Origin of the sequence: Fredinandcohnia onubensis (genome assembly GCF_002734215.1) — a bacterium.
GTDB lineage: Bacteria > Bacillota > Bacilli > Bacillales > Bacillaceae_L > Ferdinandcohnia > Ferdinandcohnia onubensis.
In genome coordinates, this window is record NZ_NSEB01000012.1 from 305,526 (window position 1) to 321,277 (window position 15,752).

Below are 15,752 nucleotides of genomic sequence, written 5' to 3' on the forward strand. Positions count from 1 at the left end.
TCAATCTACTTTTTCGATTAATTGTTCTTTTTGCTTTGTATGACGAGACTTACTATTTACTACCTCTACATCATTCGTATGCTCTAGATAAAACGCAGGTCCTTTGTGATTTTCAATCGTGACTCGGTTAAATAATAGGTCATTAGCAAACCCCACATAAAAACCTCTATTTGTCATTTCATCTATACCAGCCATCATCGCCGGGCGTCCAGGAATTGCGTTATCAGCCATCGAAATGTCAATGTTCGTAAACGTTATTTCGGATGCATATTGTTCTGCCAGCCCATAGATAAATCCAGCAGCTGCCTGAACATTCCGGGCAGTGATGTTGGCAAAATGCAACCGTCTGAAACTTGGTGTTCTTTCTGTGATAGGATAAGGATTTTTATCCCAGACATACTTTTCTTTACCAAGTGGCCCACAATAGTAATACAAATTAATAACAAAAGGACACATGACATTGTCCATAACAATGTTATCTACACGTATATCTTCTACGATCCCACCACGACCACGTCGTGATTTTAAGCGTATCCCTCTATCGGTATCTTGAAAAATACAATTGCTAATGGTAACGTTTCGAATATCTCCACTCATTTCACTGCCCAAAACAACAGCACCATGTCCATGGATCATTGTACAATTGGTAATGGATATATTCTCACAAGGAATTCGTTCTAAAGCATCTTCTGTTCCTGATTTGATTGCGATGCAGTCATCCCCGACATCTATGTGACAGTTACTAATTCTGATATTTTTACAAGATTCAGGGTCAATCCCGTCTGTATTTGGAGAATCAGAAGGGTTCTTAATGTGAACATTATCTATGGTAATGTCTTGACAGCGTATTGGATTGACCGTCCAGCTTGGTGAATTGACCAGTGTGATATTTTGCAAGGTAATTTTTTCACAATGATCAAAGCTAATAAGCTTAGGACGAGGATATAACAATTTTTCTCTTTCATTCCGAAACACATGCCACCATTTATGACCATTACCGTTTAACACTCCAAAACCCGTGACAGAGATATTTTTTGCGTTTTCTGCATATATACAAGAAGCATAAACCTCTCTAGCAGCCCCTTCCCATCTAGATGAAACAACCGGATAGTCCTCCTGATTGTCCGAAAAGGTAAGCACTGCTCCTGCTACTAAATGCAATTCAATATTGTCCTTGAGGTGAAGGGACCCTGTCAAAAATTCCCCAGCTGGGACAAGAATTTTCCCACCACCGTTTTTGTATGCTTCATCAATTGCATTTTGTATGTTTTTAGTTGCTAAATCACCATTAGGCATTGCACCAAAGTCAATTATGTTGTAAATACTCATTCTTTGAATGCTCCTTCATTAAATTCTGTGAGTGCCTGTAAAAAGGCTCCTACCCCTTTTAGGTCATTACAAATAATAGGCTCACTTATATAGTAAGTATAAGATCCATCACGATCATCACTTAAACCAGCTACCTGACAATTTTTATTGAGATTTACCCAGCCATCCTTGGTTAGTAGAACAAATTCATCAATTAAGCCTTCTTTAGATTTCTCTGCCTGTTCTTCCCATGCACTAGGAAACAAATTTAAATTACATCCTTTTTTTATAGCATAGGTTATCATACTGCTTGCAGAAGCCTCCAAATAGTTCCCCTTCTCTGTACCTTTATTAACCACTTGATACCATAAACCAGTTTTGCTATCTTGGAACTTTATTAGAGCTTGTAAAACCTCTTTCAAAATGAAAACTAAATCTTTGCGCCCTTCATAGTCTTTCGGAAGTAGCTCAATTGTGTCCACTAATGCCATAACATACCAACCTAATGATCGTCCCCAAAAATTAGGTGAATGACCTGTTTCTTTATTTGCCCACTTTTGAACTCTTTTTTCATCCCAAGCATGGTATAGTAGACCTGTATTAGGATCCTTTAAATTTTTATAACTAATCTTAAATTGAGTCACAATGTCTTGTAGACCTTCCCCATCTTCGAAGGTAAGTTGGTATTCAGCATAAAAGGGGGTAGCCATATAAAGCCCATCTAGCCAAATTTGATATGGATATACTTTTTTATGCCAAAAGGCACCTTCAGAAGTTCGGGGATGATGAGTCAATTGACTTCTTAACCTATCCATAGCCTTTTTATATTTTTCTTTTCCGGTTTCTTTATATAACAAAAATAATAGTTTCCCATTATTAATATTATCGATATTATAATCATCTTCCCGATAACGATTAATCGAACCATCGTCTTCAATGAAAGGTTCTAGGTTTGACTCAATGAAATGTAAATACTTTACATTTCTTGTTTGTTTCCAAAGCTTCTCAAAACCCTTCAGCACTACTTCGTAATCATAGGACCATTTTTGATTATAACCAGGAATATTGTATAACTCTGGAGTCCTTTCCATAATTGAGTTAGCTACACATTCTGCATCTATTTTTTTCAATTATTTTACCTCCACACCATGCTGATGTTCTAATTTCCATTCCACTTCATTTCTTAACTCTGCCTTTTTAAATGCTTTCATACTTATAAACATGATGATTAGTGTTGGTATTGCAAATCCAAACATTGGAAACATAATTGGGAAAATGTAAAAAACAGCGACAAAGTATGCGATGACAGCTATTATTCCGAAGGTAGCGTATGGAAAAAAACTAAAAAAGTAGAGCAAAGCGAATCTCATTCGTTCCCATGTATTTCTCCACGTAAAATGCGCCGCAATTGGGTACAGAAAAAACATTACGCCTAGATATACAAGCCCTATTACAAGAAAAAAGACCAATGTATAGAAATTCTTATTAAAATAAATATCTGTATAGAGAATAGCCCCCATGAGTAAGGAAACGATTCCCATACCCGTATTTTTGAGGAAATTTTCTTTTACATAGGAAACATAACTTTTAACTATTTTTATAGATTCATTTCCCATTAACCATTGTCGAATCACTGAAAACATCGCGACTGTGGCAGGACCTAGTGTAAACACACCCAATCCTAAGACGACAGTGAAGGTCCATAATAAATGAATAGCTAGTAATCGCCATACCCACACGCATAATTCACGAAACCTTAAAACTAGTTTTACTGAAAACATGATGTATGTTCCTTTCCTTAATAAACCCCATCTTCCCCTAATTTTTTAGCTACTTTGTTCGTAGCGATGATTAAGATTAATCCAACTACGCTCTTGAATAAACCCACAGCTGTACTATAGCTTAATTGGCCATTTTTAAGACCCGCTGTATAGACATACGTATCGAAAACTTCCGCAACCTCTCTGTTTAATGAATTCATAAGAAGATAAATTTGTTCAAATCCTAAATTTAGGATACTACCAATCTTTAAAATAAGAAGCGTGATAATAACTGGTCGAATAGCTGGAAGTGTAATATGCCACATTTGCCGTAACCTAGAGGCTCCATCCATTTGTGCAGATTCATATAATTGTGTATCAACTGCAGTAATAGCAGCCAAATAGATAATCGTTCCCCACCCAGCTTCTTTCCATACATTTTGAATAATCCACAAAGGTCTAAACCAATCACTATCTGTTAAAAAGTCTATTTTATTTTGTCCTAGTGCCTGCAAGATTCCATTAATTAAACCATCTTCTGGGGAAAGAAGAATATAGAAAATGGATACAATGATTACCCATGACATAAAATGGGGAATGTAAATAAGCGTTTGGATTGCTTTTTTAAATTTTGAATGTATGACCTCATTCAGTAACAAAGCAATTATTATTGGTAATGGAAAGCTAATAAAAAGACTTAATGCAAATAAATTTAGGGTGTTAAATAAAAGTTGAAAGAATGTTGGCTCAGAAAAAAATCGGATAAAATGCTTAAAGCCTACCCATGGACTATCAGCTATTCCTAGAAATGGTTGATAATCCTGGAAAGCAATCACAATGCCGCCCATAGGAATGTAGCTAAAAATGATGAAATAAATTATTCCGGGTAGAATCATTAAATAAAGAAACTTATAATTTAGCATTTGCCTAAGTCTCTTTTTTCTCTCCCTTTTTTTATGAGCCATTTTTTCTAGTTTCGGAGGTTGATAGCCCCCCACTGTAGTAGTTGTTATATTATTTTTCATACGAACTCTCCTTGTATCTATCCTTTAACAGAACCTATTAATGCACCTTTAATGAAATATCTTTGTACAAATGGATATACAAGCAACATTGGAACTGTTGCAACCACTATGACAGCCATTTTAATAGAAGCTGCAGGGGGGACGACATTAATTGTTGGATCAGATTGAATTCCACTTGAAATAATGACAATTTGTCTCAATAAAATTTGAATCGGCCATTTTGCAGCATCATTGATATAAAGAATTGCACTCATGTATGTGTTCCAATAATTTACCGCGTAAAATAATCCAATTGTTGCAATTGATGGCAGCGCTAAAGGTAAATAAATTTTAAAGAAAACGGTTAAATCATTAGCTCCGTCAATTTTCGCTGATTCTTCTAATGATTCTGGTAGTGCTTGGAAAAAATTCCTCATGATGATGAAATTGAATGCATCGATTAACCCAGGAATAATTAGCGCCCAATAGGTGTCAATTAAACCTAAGTTTTTAACGAGTAAAAAACCTGGAATCATCCCGCCGCTAAAAAGCATTGTAAACACAATCATAAAATTAAAAAATGATCTTCCAATTAAATACTTCCTTGATAGGCCATATGCTAATAACATAGTCGCAATTAAACTCAACGAGGTTCCGACAAAAGTTACAAATATAGAAACTCCAAGACTTTTAAAAATGACGTCTGTTGAGAAAATATATTTGTACGCGTCTAAAGTAAATGTTGTTGGGAATAACAAAAATGTCGAATTTAATATTTCAGCAGTAGTCGCAAAAGAACTTGCAATAATATTAATAAATGGTAGTACACAAGCGATAGCTATCATTGATAAAATGAAGTAGTTACATACATCAAAAACTTTTATCTTTTTACTATTCATCAGGAAACCAATCTCCTTATTATCGGTGAAGTTGAATGGAGATCATAAAACATCATCTCCATTCAACTTCGACCCTTTCAATTATTTCTTATCATTTGCTTTTAAGTAGGAATCCTTATATTCAGAAAGAATATCCTTTCCGCCATTGTCTTCCCATTTTTTCACCTCAGCTTTGAACGTATCCAGCTCAATTTCACCTAAAATATATTTATAAGTAGCATCCAAAATCATTTTTTCCATTTCACTTCCACGGGTGTTTGCTGTTTCCGAATTCAATCCCATGATTGGATTAAATACTGCATATTCTTCAAGTTGAATAAGCTGTGCATCCGAAATTTTCACGTATTCAGGTGTATCTTTTGCTACAAGATTTCTTGGTGCCCATCCCATACCAGATCCATTATAGGCAGCAGTGTCCGCTTGCTTTTTATCGGGGTTAATTGGCTCAATGACTTTTTTGTCCCCTTCTTCACCAACTACATTGTAATGCTCTCCTTCAATCCCAAGGCCTATAAGATTACTTATCTCTTCACCAGCCCAAGCATCTAAAAACGCTAAGACATCCCTCAAATCTTCCTCTGTTGGAACATTTGTTTTAGGAATACTAAACAATCCAGCTATACCATTTGCATCAGACCACGCACGTTTTTCACCTGAAGGACCAGTAATATGTATTGTAGTTTCTAATACCATGTCATCTTGTACACCTTTTGCAGCTTCATACAAACTTTTCGTGTTGAAAACAGTACTGAACGTAATTCCGCCTTTTCCAGTCACAAACTTTTCTCGTTGATCTTCTGGAGAAGTCGTTACAAAATCTTTATTGATGTAGCCATTTTCGAATGCTTTTCTCATATAATCCATAGCTTGAATATATTCATCAGTCTGGAAATCAGCTGTAAATTCACCAGTTTCTTCATCTACTTCATAACTATTTGGAGCACCGTAATAAACGGCTAATGTTTTAAATACACCATATTTAAGATCACCACGATCAATAAATCCAGTTGTATCATCTTTCCCATTTCCATCAGGATCTTGAGTTGTAAATGCTTCCGCTATTTTCATTAATTCATCTACATTCGTTGGCATTTCTAATCCCAACTTATCTAACCAATCCTTACGAATAATAACCCCAAATCGAGCTACGTCTGATTTTCTTGGAACTCCATATAATTTTCCTTCAATGGCACCAGATTCACGTGCATAATCAGGTATTTTCTTTAAATTTGGATAATCATCCAAGTATTCGCTTACTTCCCAAAACATCCCTGAAGTTAATGCACTTCGTACAGAAGAATTTTGTAGACTATTGCTTGACAAGGTAACTATATCCGCTAATGAATCGGAAGCCAAAGCAGTATTGATTCGCTCGTCCTTCGATGCATCTGGCACCCACGTAAATTCAAGTTCTGTACCCGTTATTTCTTTCACTTTATCTTGGACTACATTAGTAGGTGGTGTAGTTTGATATAAAATGTTCATCCAAGTTACGTGTTCTTTCTTTGTTTTTTCTGACGTGTTCTTGGATGTTTCTGAGCTAGAACATCCTGCAATTACCATAGCAAGGATTAATACCACTATTGTGCTGACAATCGACTTTTTCATTTACCATTCTCTCCCCTTCGTATTTGATTTAACAATTCAAATGATAGCCCTTACAATTTGATTACGTATATAATCATTACCTGCCTTACGTGGCATTATCGGTGTTATATCGCGATTCTTACAGGAACAATTAGGACTACAAGACGTGATAACCAAAAATGATTATTCTATTTATTTTGACTCCTGATCTAATTATCTATAGGAAACTATAAATGCAAAGGCAAAGGACCCCCTTTCAATTCAAAAGGGAGCCCATTGCTTTTTATTATTTTTTTAAGATTACTACATCTTAGTTTAACTGTATTTCTTCGTTTTACGATACTCACCTGGAGTAATACCTAACATCTTCTTAAAAAAACGAATAAAATTTTGCGGATTATTATACTGTAGCAACTCCGAAATCTCTTTTACCGTATATTCACTATGAATTAGTAATTCTTTTGATTTTTCTAATCTGTAATTCATTAAATAGTCACTGAAATTTATACCAAGTTCCTTTTTGAATACTTTGCTTAGATAATGAGGATCATAATGTAATTTATCGGCAATAGAATCTAAGGTAACTTCTTCATTGTATTCGTTATGGATTATTTCCAGTAAGGTATCTGCAATTGATTTCATTCTTTCTGAATCATTTTTAGTCACATATACTATAATCGGTTCAATAAGATGCTCTTGTAATAGTTCATAAAGTTGTTGATGACTCGAAGTCTCTAAGATTGTTTTAAATAATTGCCGATTTCCTTGAGTTTTTAACAAATCAATATACATACTTTGAGCAAGAGTTATTATATTATTCACTAATCTAATAACTGCAATTTCATAATCTACAGGATTATCATTTCTACTAATGATTTCATTGATTACCATTTTTAAAGTATTGGATGCCTCATCACGATAACCGAGCTTTAAATCATCAATTAACTTATTTTCTAATTCGTATGGGTAGGATGGGATATTTCGTTTCTCAAATAATAATGCCAAATCATTATAAAAAATAATGGATTCCTTCCCTAATTTAATTCTATAACGTAAAGCCTCAAAAGCTTCCTCATACTTTTCAGAAGTTTCGCCCAAAGATTCATATCTATTGCTTATTCCAGCGCTGATTTGCACTTCAAGAATATTCTTAATATTTTTTTGAAGACCCTCTATCAAATTGCTTAATAGTTCTTGTGATTCCGATATTGTTAATTTGCTACTATACCTAATTATTGTAGCTATTGTTTTCTCATTTTGTACAATCGGCGCGAAATAATGTTCTTTAGGAATAAACTCTCCAAAATCGTTCAAAATGGCTAACATTACCAAATCCAATTCTTGCCTATACTCACTATCATCAAACTGTAATAAAACGAATTGATAATTTTCTTTATTCTCTACATAGTTAAATTGAATAAGTTTCTTTGTGATTTCTTCGTCTGACAATTCGCCCCGTAATAAGCTATAGATAAATAATTTTTCTAATTCTGGTTTTTGCCTAGTAACCAAGTCTGATAGCGACTGGTTTCGTTGTAGAATATTATCAATTTGATGATCGATAAGGATAAGATCATTGCTTAAAATACCTTCATTCTTTAACAACAATTTTTTCTGAATATTAACTACTGGTCTTGTAAAATATTCTGCAACTATATATGCAAAGACTAACACCATAAAAATTAAAATAATATTTACAATGACAAGTGCAATTCCTGTGTTCCTTATTGATTGGAGAACTTCTGATTTCGTAAGTTCAATTGAATATATCCAATTATTATAGTCGGACTTAACATACAATATATCACCATTTGGCAATTTACTTGTTCCTTTACTGGTATTGCTAATTTCTTTAATTACTTCTTTTTTCAATTGATAATTAGAAAAGAGCACTTTATTATATTGATCAACAATCGCAACTCGGCTACCATTTTCAATGGATAAAATTTTATTAATTGTGCTCAAGGGAATTTCTGCAATACCAAGTGCATATCTTTCCATTTGGAAACCCGGTAGTGCAAAAATCATTCGTATTCCATTTTCATTAGGCTCCCAATAAAGATTTTTATTTTCACTTGTTTTCGTAAGCATATTATTGTAAGTATCTGTTTCTCCTTTTGATAAAAAAATTAATTGATCCCCTCTTAGCATCCATTGATGTTTAAGACTTATTAAACTAAAGTAAGTATTCTCTGTTCCCATAATAGCAATGTAATTTAGCTCTGACTTTACCTTTTGATATTTTTGAAAATCAGTCTCAGTTATGGGGTTTTGAAAAATAGTATCAAAATCTGGGGTAGAACTATAAGCGTTGAAAGCGAATTCAATATTTTCGATTTTTTGATCCATGTTATTGCTAATTTGATCAATATACCGTTCTTTATCTCTTAATAAATTTTTGTATACCGAATCATAAGAGGATTTAAAAATATAGAATCCCATTCCAGAAATTAATAGGATTCCCACAATTGCTATGGAAAAAAATATTTTATAAAACAGTCCAATCTTGTTCAAACAGAGTCCCTCAATTCTAATATTCCCTTTTTATTTATATATACAGTAAGAAAAAAACTAACCAGTATCTCTATTTAATTTTGTATAAGAAATCCGTATATGATTGATTTCTCATACAAAATTAAATAGGAACAACCCATTAGTAGTCAATGCTAAGTCAATTTTTTTCCTACTATTGAATGAAATTCCAAAGCAGACTTGCAAACTTTATGAATAAAGTTCTTTAACATTCCTATTAAACTATAGAGTCTTTTATTTCTTTTTAGATTTACGCGTTTTTATTCTTATTATGGCTGTCTCGTATCAATTTTACAAGAATATATTTGTAATATGTAGAATTATCTAAATTCCACATATAAATTAACATGTTATCTCTACGATTAAAACCAAGTTCTATTGCGTTTTATGCGTTATCGGTCCGGTCCCTAGTTTTCAACAAAGTTCTCCTTATCAACGACTCTCTCATCAAAAAATTTCCCTATTTCCTTATCGTATATCATCTATTTTGTATTCCCTAAAAAATAAAAAACACTCACAAACGTTCTTATAAGAGTTTGTGAGTGAGTTTATGGTTCTTAAATTAGCTTATTTAACAACAGATTATATCTAACAGTGTTCTTTGTTTTTGCGTATACCTAAAGTTGTTATATGGGTATAGTACCTTGATTTCTCACATTCTATTAAAATGTTAATCAATTTTTACTTCTCAATCTCCATTTCTAACAAAGCATTGCTGAGACTCTTTCCATGTGTATCCATCGCAAGTGATGTTGTCACGCCTCCCATTAAGCTTTCTTCACAGACGAAGTTAAATGCTTTGATGTTAGGTAGCTCATACCTCGTTACCTTTCCCTTTACAATATGCTTAAGGTGATCTTTAACTTTTTCTGCTGTGACGATAGAGGAGAGCCATTCGTAATCGTCCTCTTTGTAGGGAATCAACGAGATGTTTAGTGTATTACCTTTGTCTCCTGAACGGCTATGAGCTACGTCGATTAATTTTATTTTTCCCATTACTTTCACTCCCAAATCTCTGTGTTTACGGTTATCTCTTCTCGATTGATAAAGGTGGAGACAATTCCAATAACTTCTTCGACTCTTTTTCTAGCGCCCCCTCCAGCAGCTGGTCCATTGGTATATAAGGCTTCCACTTCATGTCCAATTGTTTTAGCATCTTCTACAGTTCCGCAAAGAGCTGCCACTCGTACTCGGACTTCATATGGTCGATAGTTACTGATCTGTCCATGATGAAGAGAAGATACTCCAATTAAATCAGTTTTTAGGTTAGGATAATTTTTTAATAGTCTTTTCTTTAATATATCCTGAGCTAATTTCCCTCTTTCCAGTGCAGAAATTCCTGCATAAGAAATTTCTCCCTCGCCTAAAAAACCTGCATGATAGCCAACCGAAACCTTGAATGTATCTGGCTTTCTTTTTCCGGATGCTCCGTATACACGGACTTGGTCCTTTCCAACCTCTTTTAGTTTTGCTGTTGAAAAATCAGCAATACAATCAGGAGTGATATAATTTTCAGGGTCATGAACTTCATATAATAATTGTTCTTTTACTGTTTGGAGGCTAATGGTGCCACCTGTATTGGCTAATTTTGTAATCGTCGCATTACCATTAGGTTCAATAATTGCATAAGGAAACCCAAGATTTTCAAGTCCTTCGACATCTTTTCGCCCAGGGTCAGCAAAATAACCTCCTGTAATTTGTCCTGCACACTCTAATAAATGACCTATTAACGTACCTTGACCAATCAATTCGTAGTCTTCAAGATTCCATCCATAATGATGCACGATAGGAGCTAGAAATAGGGATGGATCTGCGACTCGTCCTGTAACAATGATATTGGCCTCTGTTTCTAGGGTAGGTAACAATGAATCAATGCCAAGATAAGCATTAGCAGAAAGAACGTGTTCATAATCTCTAAGACTTTTACCGGATTCGAACACTTTGTAATTTCCATTTATTTTTCCCAATACATCATCGCCCGTCACCGCAGCAACCTTGCATGTCAGATTCATTTCTTTAGCAATTTCAATTATTTTCTTTGCAGCCCCTGTTGGATTGGCTGCTCCCATATTTGTTATCAAACGAACATTCTTTTTTAATAAAATCGGCAACAAAACTCGAATTCGCTCTTCAAGATATTCATTGTATCCATGGGATGGATTTCTTTGCTTTTGTTTTTGTGATAAAGCGATTGTGCGTTCTGCCAATCCTTCTAAAATGAGATAATCAAGATTTCCTTCTTCCACTAATGCCTTGGCAGGTTCGATACGGTCTCCTGCAAAGCCAGCTCCAGAACCAATTCGCAACAAGATAAACACTCCTCAATTAAAAAATAGAAATCGCACCAGTTAAAAATGCAACAATCGTCATCACAATCGTTGTACCAAACGCCCATTTAAATATAAAACGTTGATGATCTCCAAGTTCTACACCTGCTAATCCAATTAAAAGGAAGGTCGAAGCCGTAAGAGGACTCAATGGAAAACCAGTGGTCATTTGTCCTAAGATTGCTGCACGGCCAACCTCAACTGAATCCACTCCAAACGCACTAGCTGTTTCACTTAAAATCGGTAGAACACCAAAATAATAAGCATCTGGGGTAAACACTAAACTAAGTGGCATACTGGTAATTGCAACAAGCAATGCCATAAAAGAGCCTGTGCTATCTGGAATTATACTGACCATCGCGTTGGCCATGGCTTCGATCATTCCTGTACCAGATAAGACACCCGTAAAGATACCTGCCGCAAAAATGATGGTTACAACAGTAACCATGCCATTCGCCTGTTCAGTAATTCGGTCTTGCTGATCCTTTGGCTTTGGATAGTTCACGATAAGTGCAACAGCAAACGACACCATAAAAACGATAGGTAGAGGTAGCCAAACTTTTACAAGAGCTATAATTGTTAAAATCGTTAATAATAGATTGAACCAGTATAATTTTGGTCTTTTTAAGCTCAATTCTTTTTCACTAAGTTCCTGATTAAACTCATATTGGAGTTCTTTTACTCCTAAACGTTCTCTTTCTTTTTTCCCTAATAAATAACTAACAAATAGAACCCAAATCAAACCAGCAATCATTGCCGGGATAACAGGTGTGAATAAACTATTCGCCTCCACTCCTAGTGCACTTGCAGCACGCGCAGTTGGACCGCCCCATGGAACCAAGTTCATGGTCCCGGCACTAAGTGCTACAACACCGGCTAGTACCAGGCGACTCATTCCCAAACGATCATATAGTGGAAGCAAGGCAGGAATTGTAATTAAGAAGGTAGAAGCACCGGAACCATCGAGGTGTGTTACCATTCCTATAACCGCTGTACCTATTACAATTTTTAAAGGATCACCTTTTACCATTTTTAATACTTTAGAGATAATTGGATCAAATAATCCAACACTATTCATTAATCCAAAAAACAGAATAGCAAATGCTAACATAATTCCCGTCGGGGCAACCCCAGAAACCCCATCTAAAATCATGCTACCAAGATTTGCACGCTCACTTGTAAATAAACCAAATACGATAGGAACCAAAATTAAAGCAACAATCACAGAAACTCTTTTTGATAGAATAAGATACAAAAAGATTGCAATCGTTAAAAATCCTAGTAATGCTAACATTAAAAGCCCCCCTCATCTTTTAAAACGCTTACAATAAAAATTGTAATTGTTGTGCCTACCTACAACACATTCTAAATGTGCCTTGTTTTAGAAAAAATGTTGACTAATGTTCACGATTCTAATTTCCAACGCCCTAGAGAAAAAGACTGTTGAAACAATCTTTTCCTCATGTATTTCTCTAAAATCAACCTTACTGTTTTTTGTTAACTTGTTTAAAAACCCACTCTATCATTTCACTATTTGCATACGCTGGTACCCATGAGCCGTGATTGTAACCCAGTTCTTTAGGGTATTCTGTATAAATCGGGCTTCCGCCAGCATGTTTAATTGCTTCAATCATATCTCTTGTGTGAGCAACTGGAATAACTGCATCGTCTTCAGCATGAAAAGCCCAGATCGGTTTGTCTATAAGTTTATTAGCTTCAGCTGGGTCCCCTCCGCCTGCAATTGGAACCATAGCCGCAAACAAATTAGGGTATTTGATATTTAAATTAAACGTACCGTATCCACCCTGGGACAAGCCGGTTGAATAAAGACGACTAGTATCAATATTATATTCTGTCAGTACGTGTTGAAGAATCTCATGTGCTTTTCCAAGGTCCTCAGAAAACTCAAATACTTTGCTCAAATTTACTATATTATTAGAATCACGAGTTACAGTAAATCCTCCGTCATGACATTTCGGGCTTGAGGCGCTAAGACAAAAGCGGGATGTTTGGCCTGATTTTCAGGAGTAGCCCAAATGATAGCGCCGTCATTAGATAGAAGCTGCTTTTCATTATCAGTTCCTCTCTCTCCCCCACCATGTAAAAACAATACTAGAGGATAAGATTGAGAAGGGTCATAATGGTCTGGTACAAAAAGTCGGTATGGCATTCCATCATAAGTAAAGCTTAAAAATTTATTAGCAATGGATGCTCTTGTTTCAAAAGTAAATGTAAAAACAGCAATCTCACTGTGAGTATTACCGTTGTTAACAGCAAAGGCTTTGTTATTTACGTTACCACGAACGGCTATTGCTTTAATTACCGTGTCTTCTTCAATAAGAATTGGCTCAGAATAAACTTGACCATTATCTATTGGATCGCTACCATCCGTCGTGTAGAGAATTTTAACATTAGGTGTAGGTGAATTTAACTCAACAAGTTGAGATTTGTAATAAGCTCCAGCCACCACAGATGATTCCGGCTTAGCAACCTCACCATGGTTACCTTTAGCAAACGTATTTAAGCTAAAGAAAGACAATAAAAGCAACGTGAATACCATTGAAATGATCAATTTTTGAAAACAACTTTTCTTCAATATCTCAATACCTCCCAATTAAATTATTTGAAAGATTTTCTTGAAACTAGTCCTCCCTTCTTGTTGACGTACTTAATCATATTTAATGCAACTTTCGTGCCAAATAAAAAAAAGCCTTAGATTGCAAGGCTTAAGTATCATTACTAAGTTGGTTATTTCTAATTTTTTAGAAACTTATTGTTTAAAAGACGCCTTAATTCATTGGAGAATAAAGGTTTCTAAAAAGCTAGAAACCTATTTGCTCGGATTCTTAGAAATTAGAAATTATAGATTAATTTGTAGTTTTGACATTTTATTATACAAAGATGCTAATGAAATTCCTAATTTATTTGCTGCAACTTTCTTTCCCTTTACTGATAACCCAGTTTCTTGGAGTACTGCCAATATTGCTTTCCTTTCTGTTTCTCTTAACAATTCTTCTAAAGATTGATGGGATTGTGGCTTTTCTTTTCGATGTCGAAAGAGGGATTTAATAGTATCTGGAAGATTTTCAAATGTTATAACATCATGTTCAGCCATGTTCCTAGCATAGTGGATCGTGTTTTTTAGCTCTCGGATATTTCCTGGCCAATCATATTGCATGAGCGTATTCATAACCTCTTCTTCAATTTGAACATGTGAATATTTACTTTGGTCATTAATTAACGAGGAAACAAACTTTGGAATATCGTCCCTTCTCTCACGGAGGGATGGTATTGTAAGATGTACCGTATTAATCCTGTAATAAAGGTCCTCTCGGAAACGTTCTTTTTTTACCATATTTAATAAATTCTTATTGGTTGCTGCGATAATACGTACTTCAATTTGTTCTTCTTTTAGTCCACCAATCTTTCGAAAGGTACCCTCTTGTAGCACCCGAAGTAGCTTCGCTTGAAGGTCAGTTGGCATGTCCCCTATTTCGTCTAGAAAAAGAGTCCCTTTATTTGCAAACTCGAACAATCCAACCTTACCGTCCTTCTTTGAATTAGTGAAAGCACCTTCTTCATAACCAAACAATTCGCTTTCAAGAAGAGAACTTGGAATAGCTGCACAATTCACAGGAACGAAGGGATAAGCCTTTCGTGAACTCGCATGATGAATAGCTTGAGCAAAGAGTTCTTTTCCTGTCCCTGATTCTCCCGTTATTAAAACATTTAAGTCCGTTGGCGCTATTTTCTTAGCTTGTTGAATAACCTTTTTGAATCGCTGGTTGTCTCCAATCATATTTGAGAATGTATATTTTACTTGATGAATACGGCCTATCGCATTCTCCAATTGATTGACACGTTGTTTATTTTTCTTTAATTCTAGTGATAACTGATATACCTCTGGTACACTTTTACAAACCGATACTCCTCCAATTATTTCACCATTTTCATAGATGGGAGCCATATCAACTACATACTCTAAATTCTTTTCTTTTCGGAATACACCTTCGCGGGACTTCCCAGTTCTCAGTACCGTTGGTAACAGCGCACCAGGACGAACTTCAGTCAGTGGCTTACCAATGATTTGTTCTTTTCTTACACCTGTAATATTTGTATATTCTTCATTTACTAACTGAACGATACCATCTTTGTCAATCACAAGTATCCCATCATGAACTGCCTCGATAATCCCCTCAAGCCATCCGATCCTATCACTTACCTTTAGCATGTGAACAGCTCCTTTACATCCATTAAGCCGTACAAATTAAAGATTGAACGAATTATCAAAATTATATGCTAAATAGTTGGGATTTAATAGGGGAAAATGGGAAT

Annotated in this window: 13 protein-coding genes; all 13 read right to left on the reverse strand. The window is 35.1% G+C overall.

What is annotated here, in order from left to right; translation table 11 throughout:
• The 13 genes from CKK03_RS15970 to CKK03_RS16030 all read right to left on the reverse strand — a co-directional run bounded on the left by CKK03_RS15970 (window position 1) and on the right by CKK03_RS16030 (window position 15,648).
• Window positions 1–1,329, reverse strand: coding sequence for a glycoside hydrolase family 28 protein (locus CKK03_RS15970; RefSeq protein WP_099363535.1), 1,329 nt, complete (start codon window positions 1,327–1,329; stop codon window positions 1–3).
• On the reverse strand, window positions 1,326–2,438 hold the full coding sequence (locus tag CKK03_RS15975; protein WP_245864154.1) for a glycoside hydrolase family 88/105 protein: 1,113 nt from the start codon (window positions 2,436–2,438) through the stop codon (window positions 1,326–1,328). Before CKK03_RS15975 ends, CKK03_RS15970 begins: the two co-directional genes overlap by 4 nt.
• Window positions 2,439–3,089, reverse strand: coding sequence for a YesL family protein (locus CKK03_RS15980; RefSeq protein WP_099363536.1), 651 nt, complete (start codon window positions 3,087–3,089; stop codon window positions 2,439–2,441).
• Window positions 3,090–3,106: 17 nt separating this feature from the next.
• Window positions 3,107–4,033 carry an ABC transporter permease gene (locus CKK03_RS15985; protein ID WP_099363743.1) on the reverse strand — a complete coding sequence of 309 codons (927 nt, stop codon included), beginning with the start codon at window positions 4,031–4,033 and terminating at the stop codon, window positions 3,107–3,109.
• 77 nt (window positions 4,034–4,110) lie between these two features.
• Window positions 4,111–4,971 (reverse strand): carbohydrate ABC transporter permease, encoded by an 861-nt coding sequence (locus tag CKK03_RS15990; RefSeq protein ID WP_099363537.1) that lies wholly within the window; start codon window positions 4,969–4,971, stop codon window positions 4,111–4,113.
• An 81-nt stretch (window positions 4,972–5,052) separates the two neighbouring features.
• Window positions 5,053–6,579 (reverse strand): extracellular solute-binding protein, encoded by a 1,527-nt coding sequence (locus tag CKK03_RS15995; RefSeq protein ID WP_099363538.1) that lies wholly within the window; start codon window positions 6,577–6,579, stop codon window positions 5,053–5,055.
• A 294-nt stretch (window positions 6,580–6,873) separates the two neighbouring features.
• Window positions 6,874–9,072: a response regulator transcription factor gene (locus CKK03_RS16000; protein ID WP_099363539.1), complete on the reverse strand. Its 2,199-nt coding sequence runs from the start codon at window positions 9,070–9,072 to the stop codon at window positions 6,874–6,876.
• Window positions 9,073–9,771: 699 nt separating this feature from the next.
• Window positions 9,772–10,086 carry an AtuA-related protein gene (locus CKK03_RS16005; protein WP_099363540.1) on the reverse strand — a complete coding sequence of 105 codons (315 nt, stop codon included), beginning with the start codon at window positions 10,084–10,086 and terminating at the stop codon, window positions 9,772–9,774.
• A gap of 5 nt (window positions 10,087–10,091) precedes the next feature.
• Complete coding sequence (locus CKK03_RS16010) at window positions 10,092–11,408, reverse strand: acyclic terpene utilization AtuA family protein (protein ID WP_342744911.1); 1,317 nt, start codon at window positions 11,406–11,408, stop codon at window positions 10,092–10,094.
• Window positions 11,409–11,415: 7 nt separating this feature from the next.
• The gene (locus tag CKK03_RS16015; RefSeq protein WP_099363542.1) at window positions 11,416–12,711 is read right to left on the reverse strand and encodes a CitMHS family transporter; all 1,296 of its coding nucleotides are present in this window, start codon (window positions 12,709–12,711) and stop codon (window positions 11,416–11,418) included.
• A gap of 190 nt (window positions 12,712–12,901) precedes the next feature.
• A complete protein-coding gene (locus tag CKK03_RS16020) occupies window positions 12,902–13,339 on the reverse strand; it encodes a carboxylesterase family protein (protein WP_099363543.1) in 438 nt (145 codons plus the stop codon).
• A 26-nt stretch (window positions 13,340–13,365) separates the two neighbouring features.
• The gene (locus tag CKK03_RS16025; protein WP_245864155.1) at window positions 13,366–14,013 is read right to left on the reverse strand and encodes a chitobiase/beta-hexosaminidase C-terminal domain-containing protein; all 648 of its coding nucleotides are present in this window, start codon (window positions 14,011–14,013) and stop codon (window positions 13,366–13,368) included.
• Window positions 14,014–14,277: 264 nt separating this feature from the next.
• The gene (locus tag CKK03_RS16030) at window positions 14,278–15,648 is read right to left on the reverse strand and encodes a sigma-54 interaction domain-containing protein (protein ID WP_099363544.1); all 1,371 of its coding nucleotides are present in this window, start codon (window positions 15,646–15,648) and stop codon (window positions 14,278–14,280) included.
• Window positions 15,649–15,752: the final 104 nt, after the last annotated feature.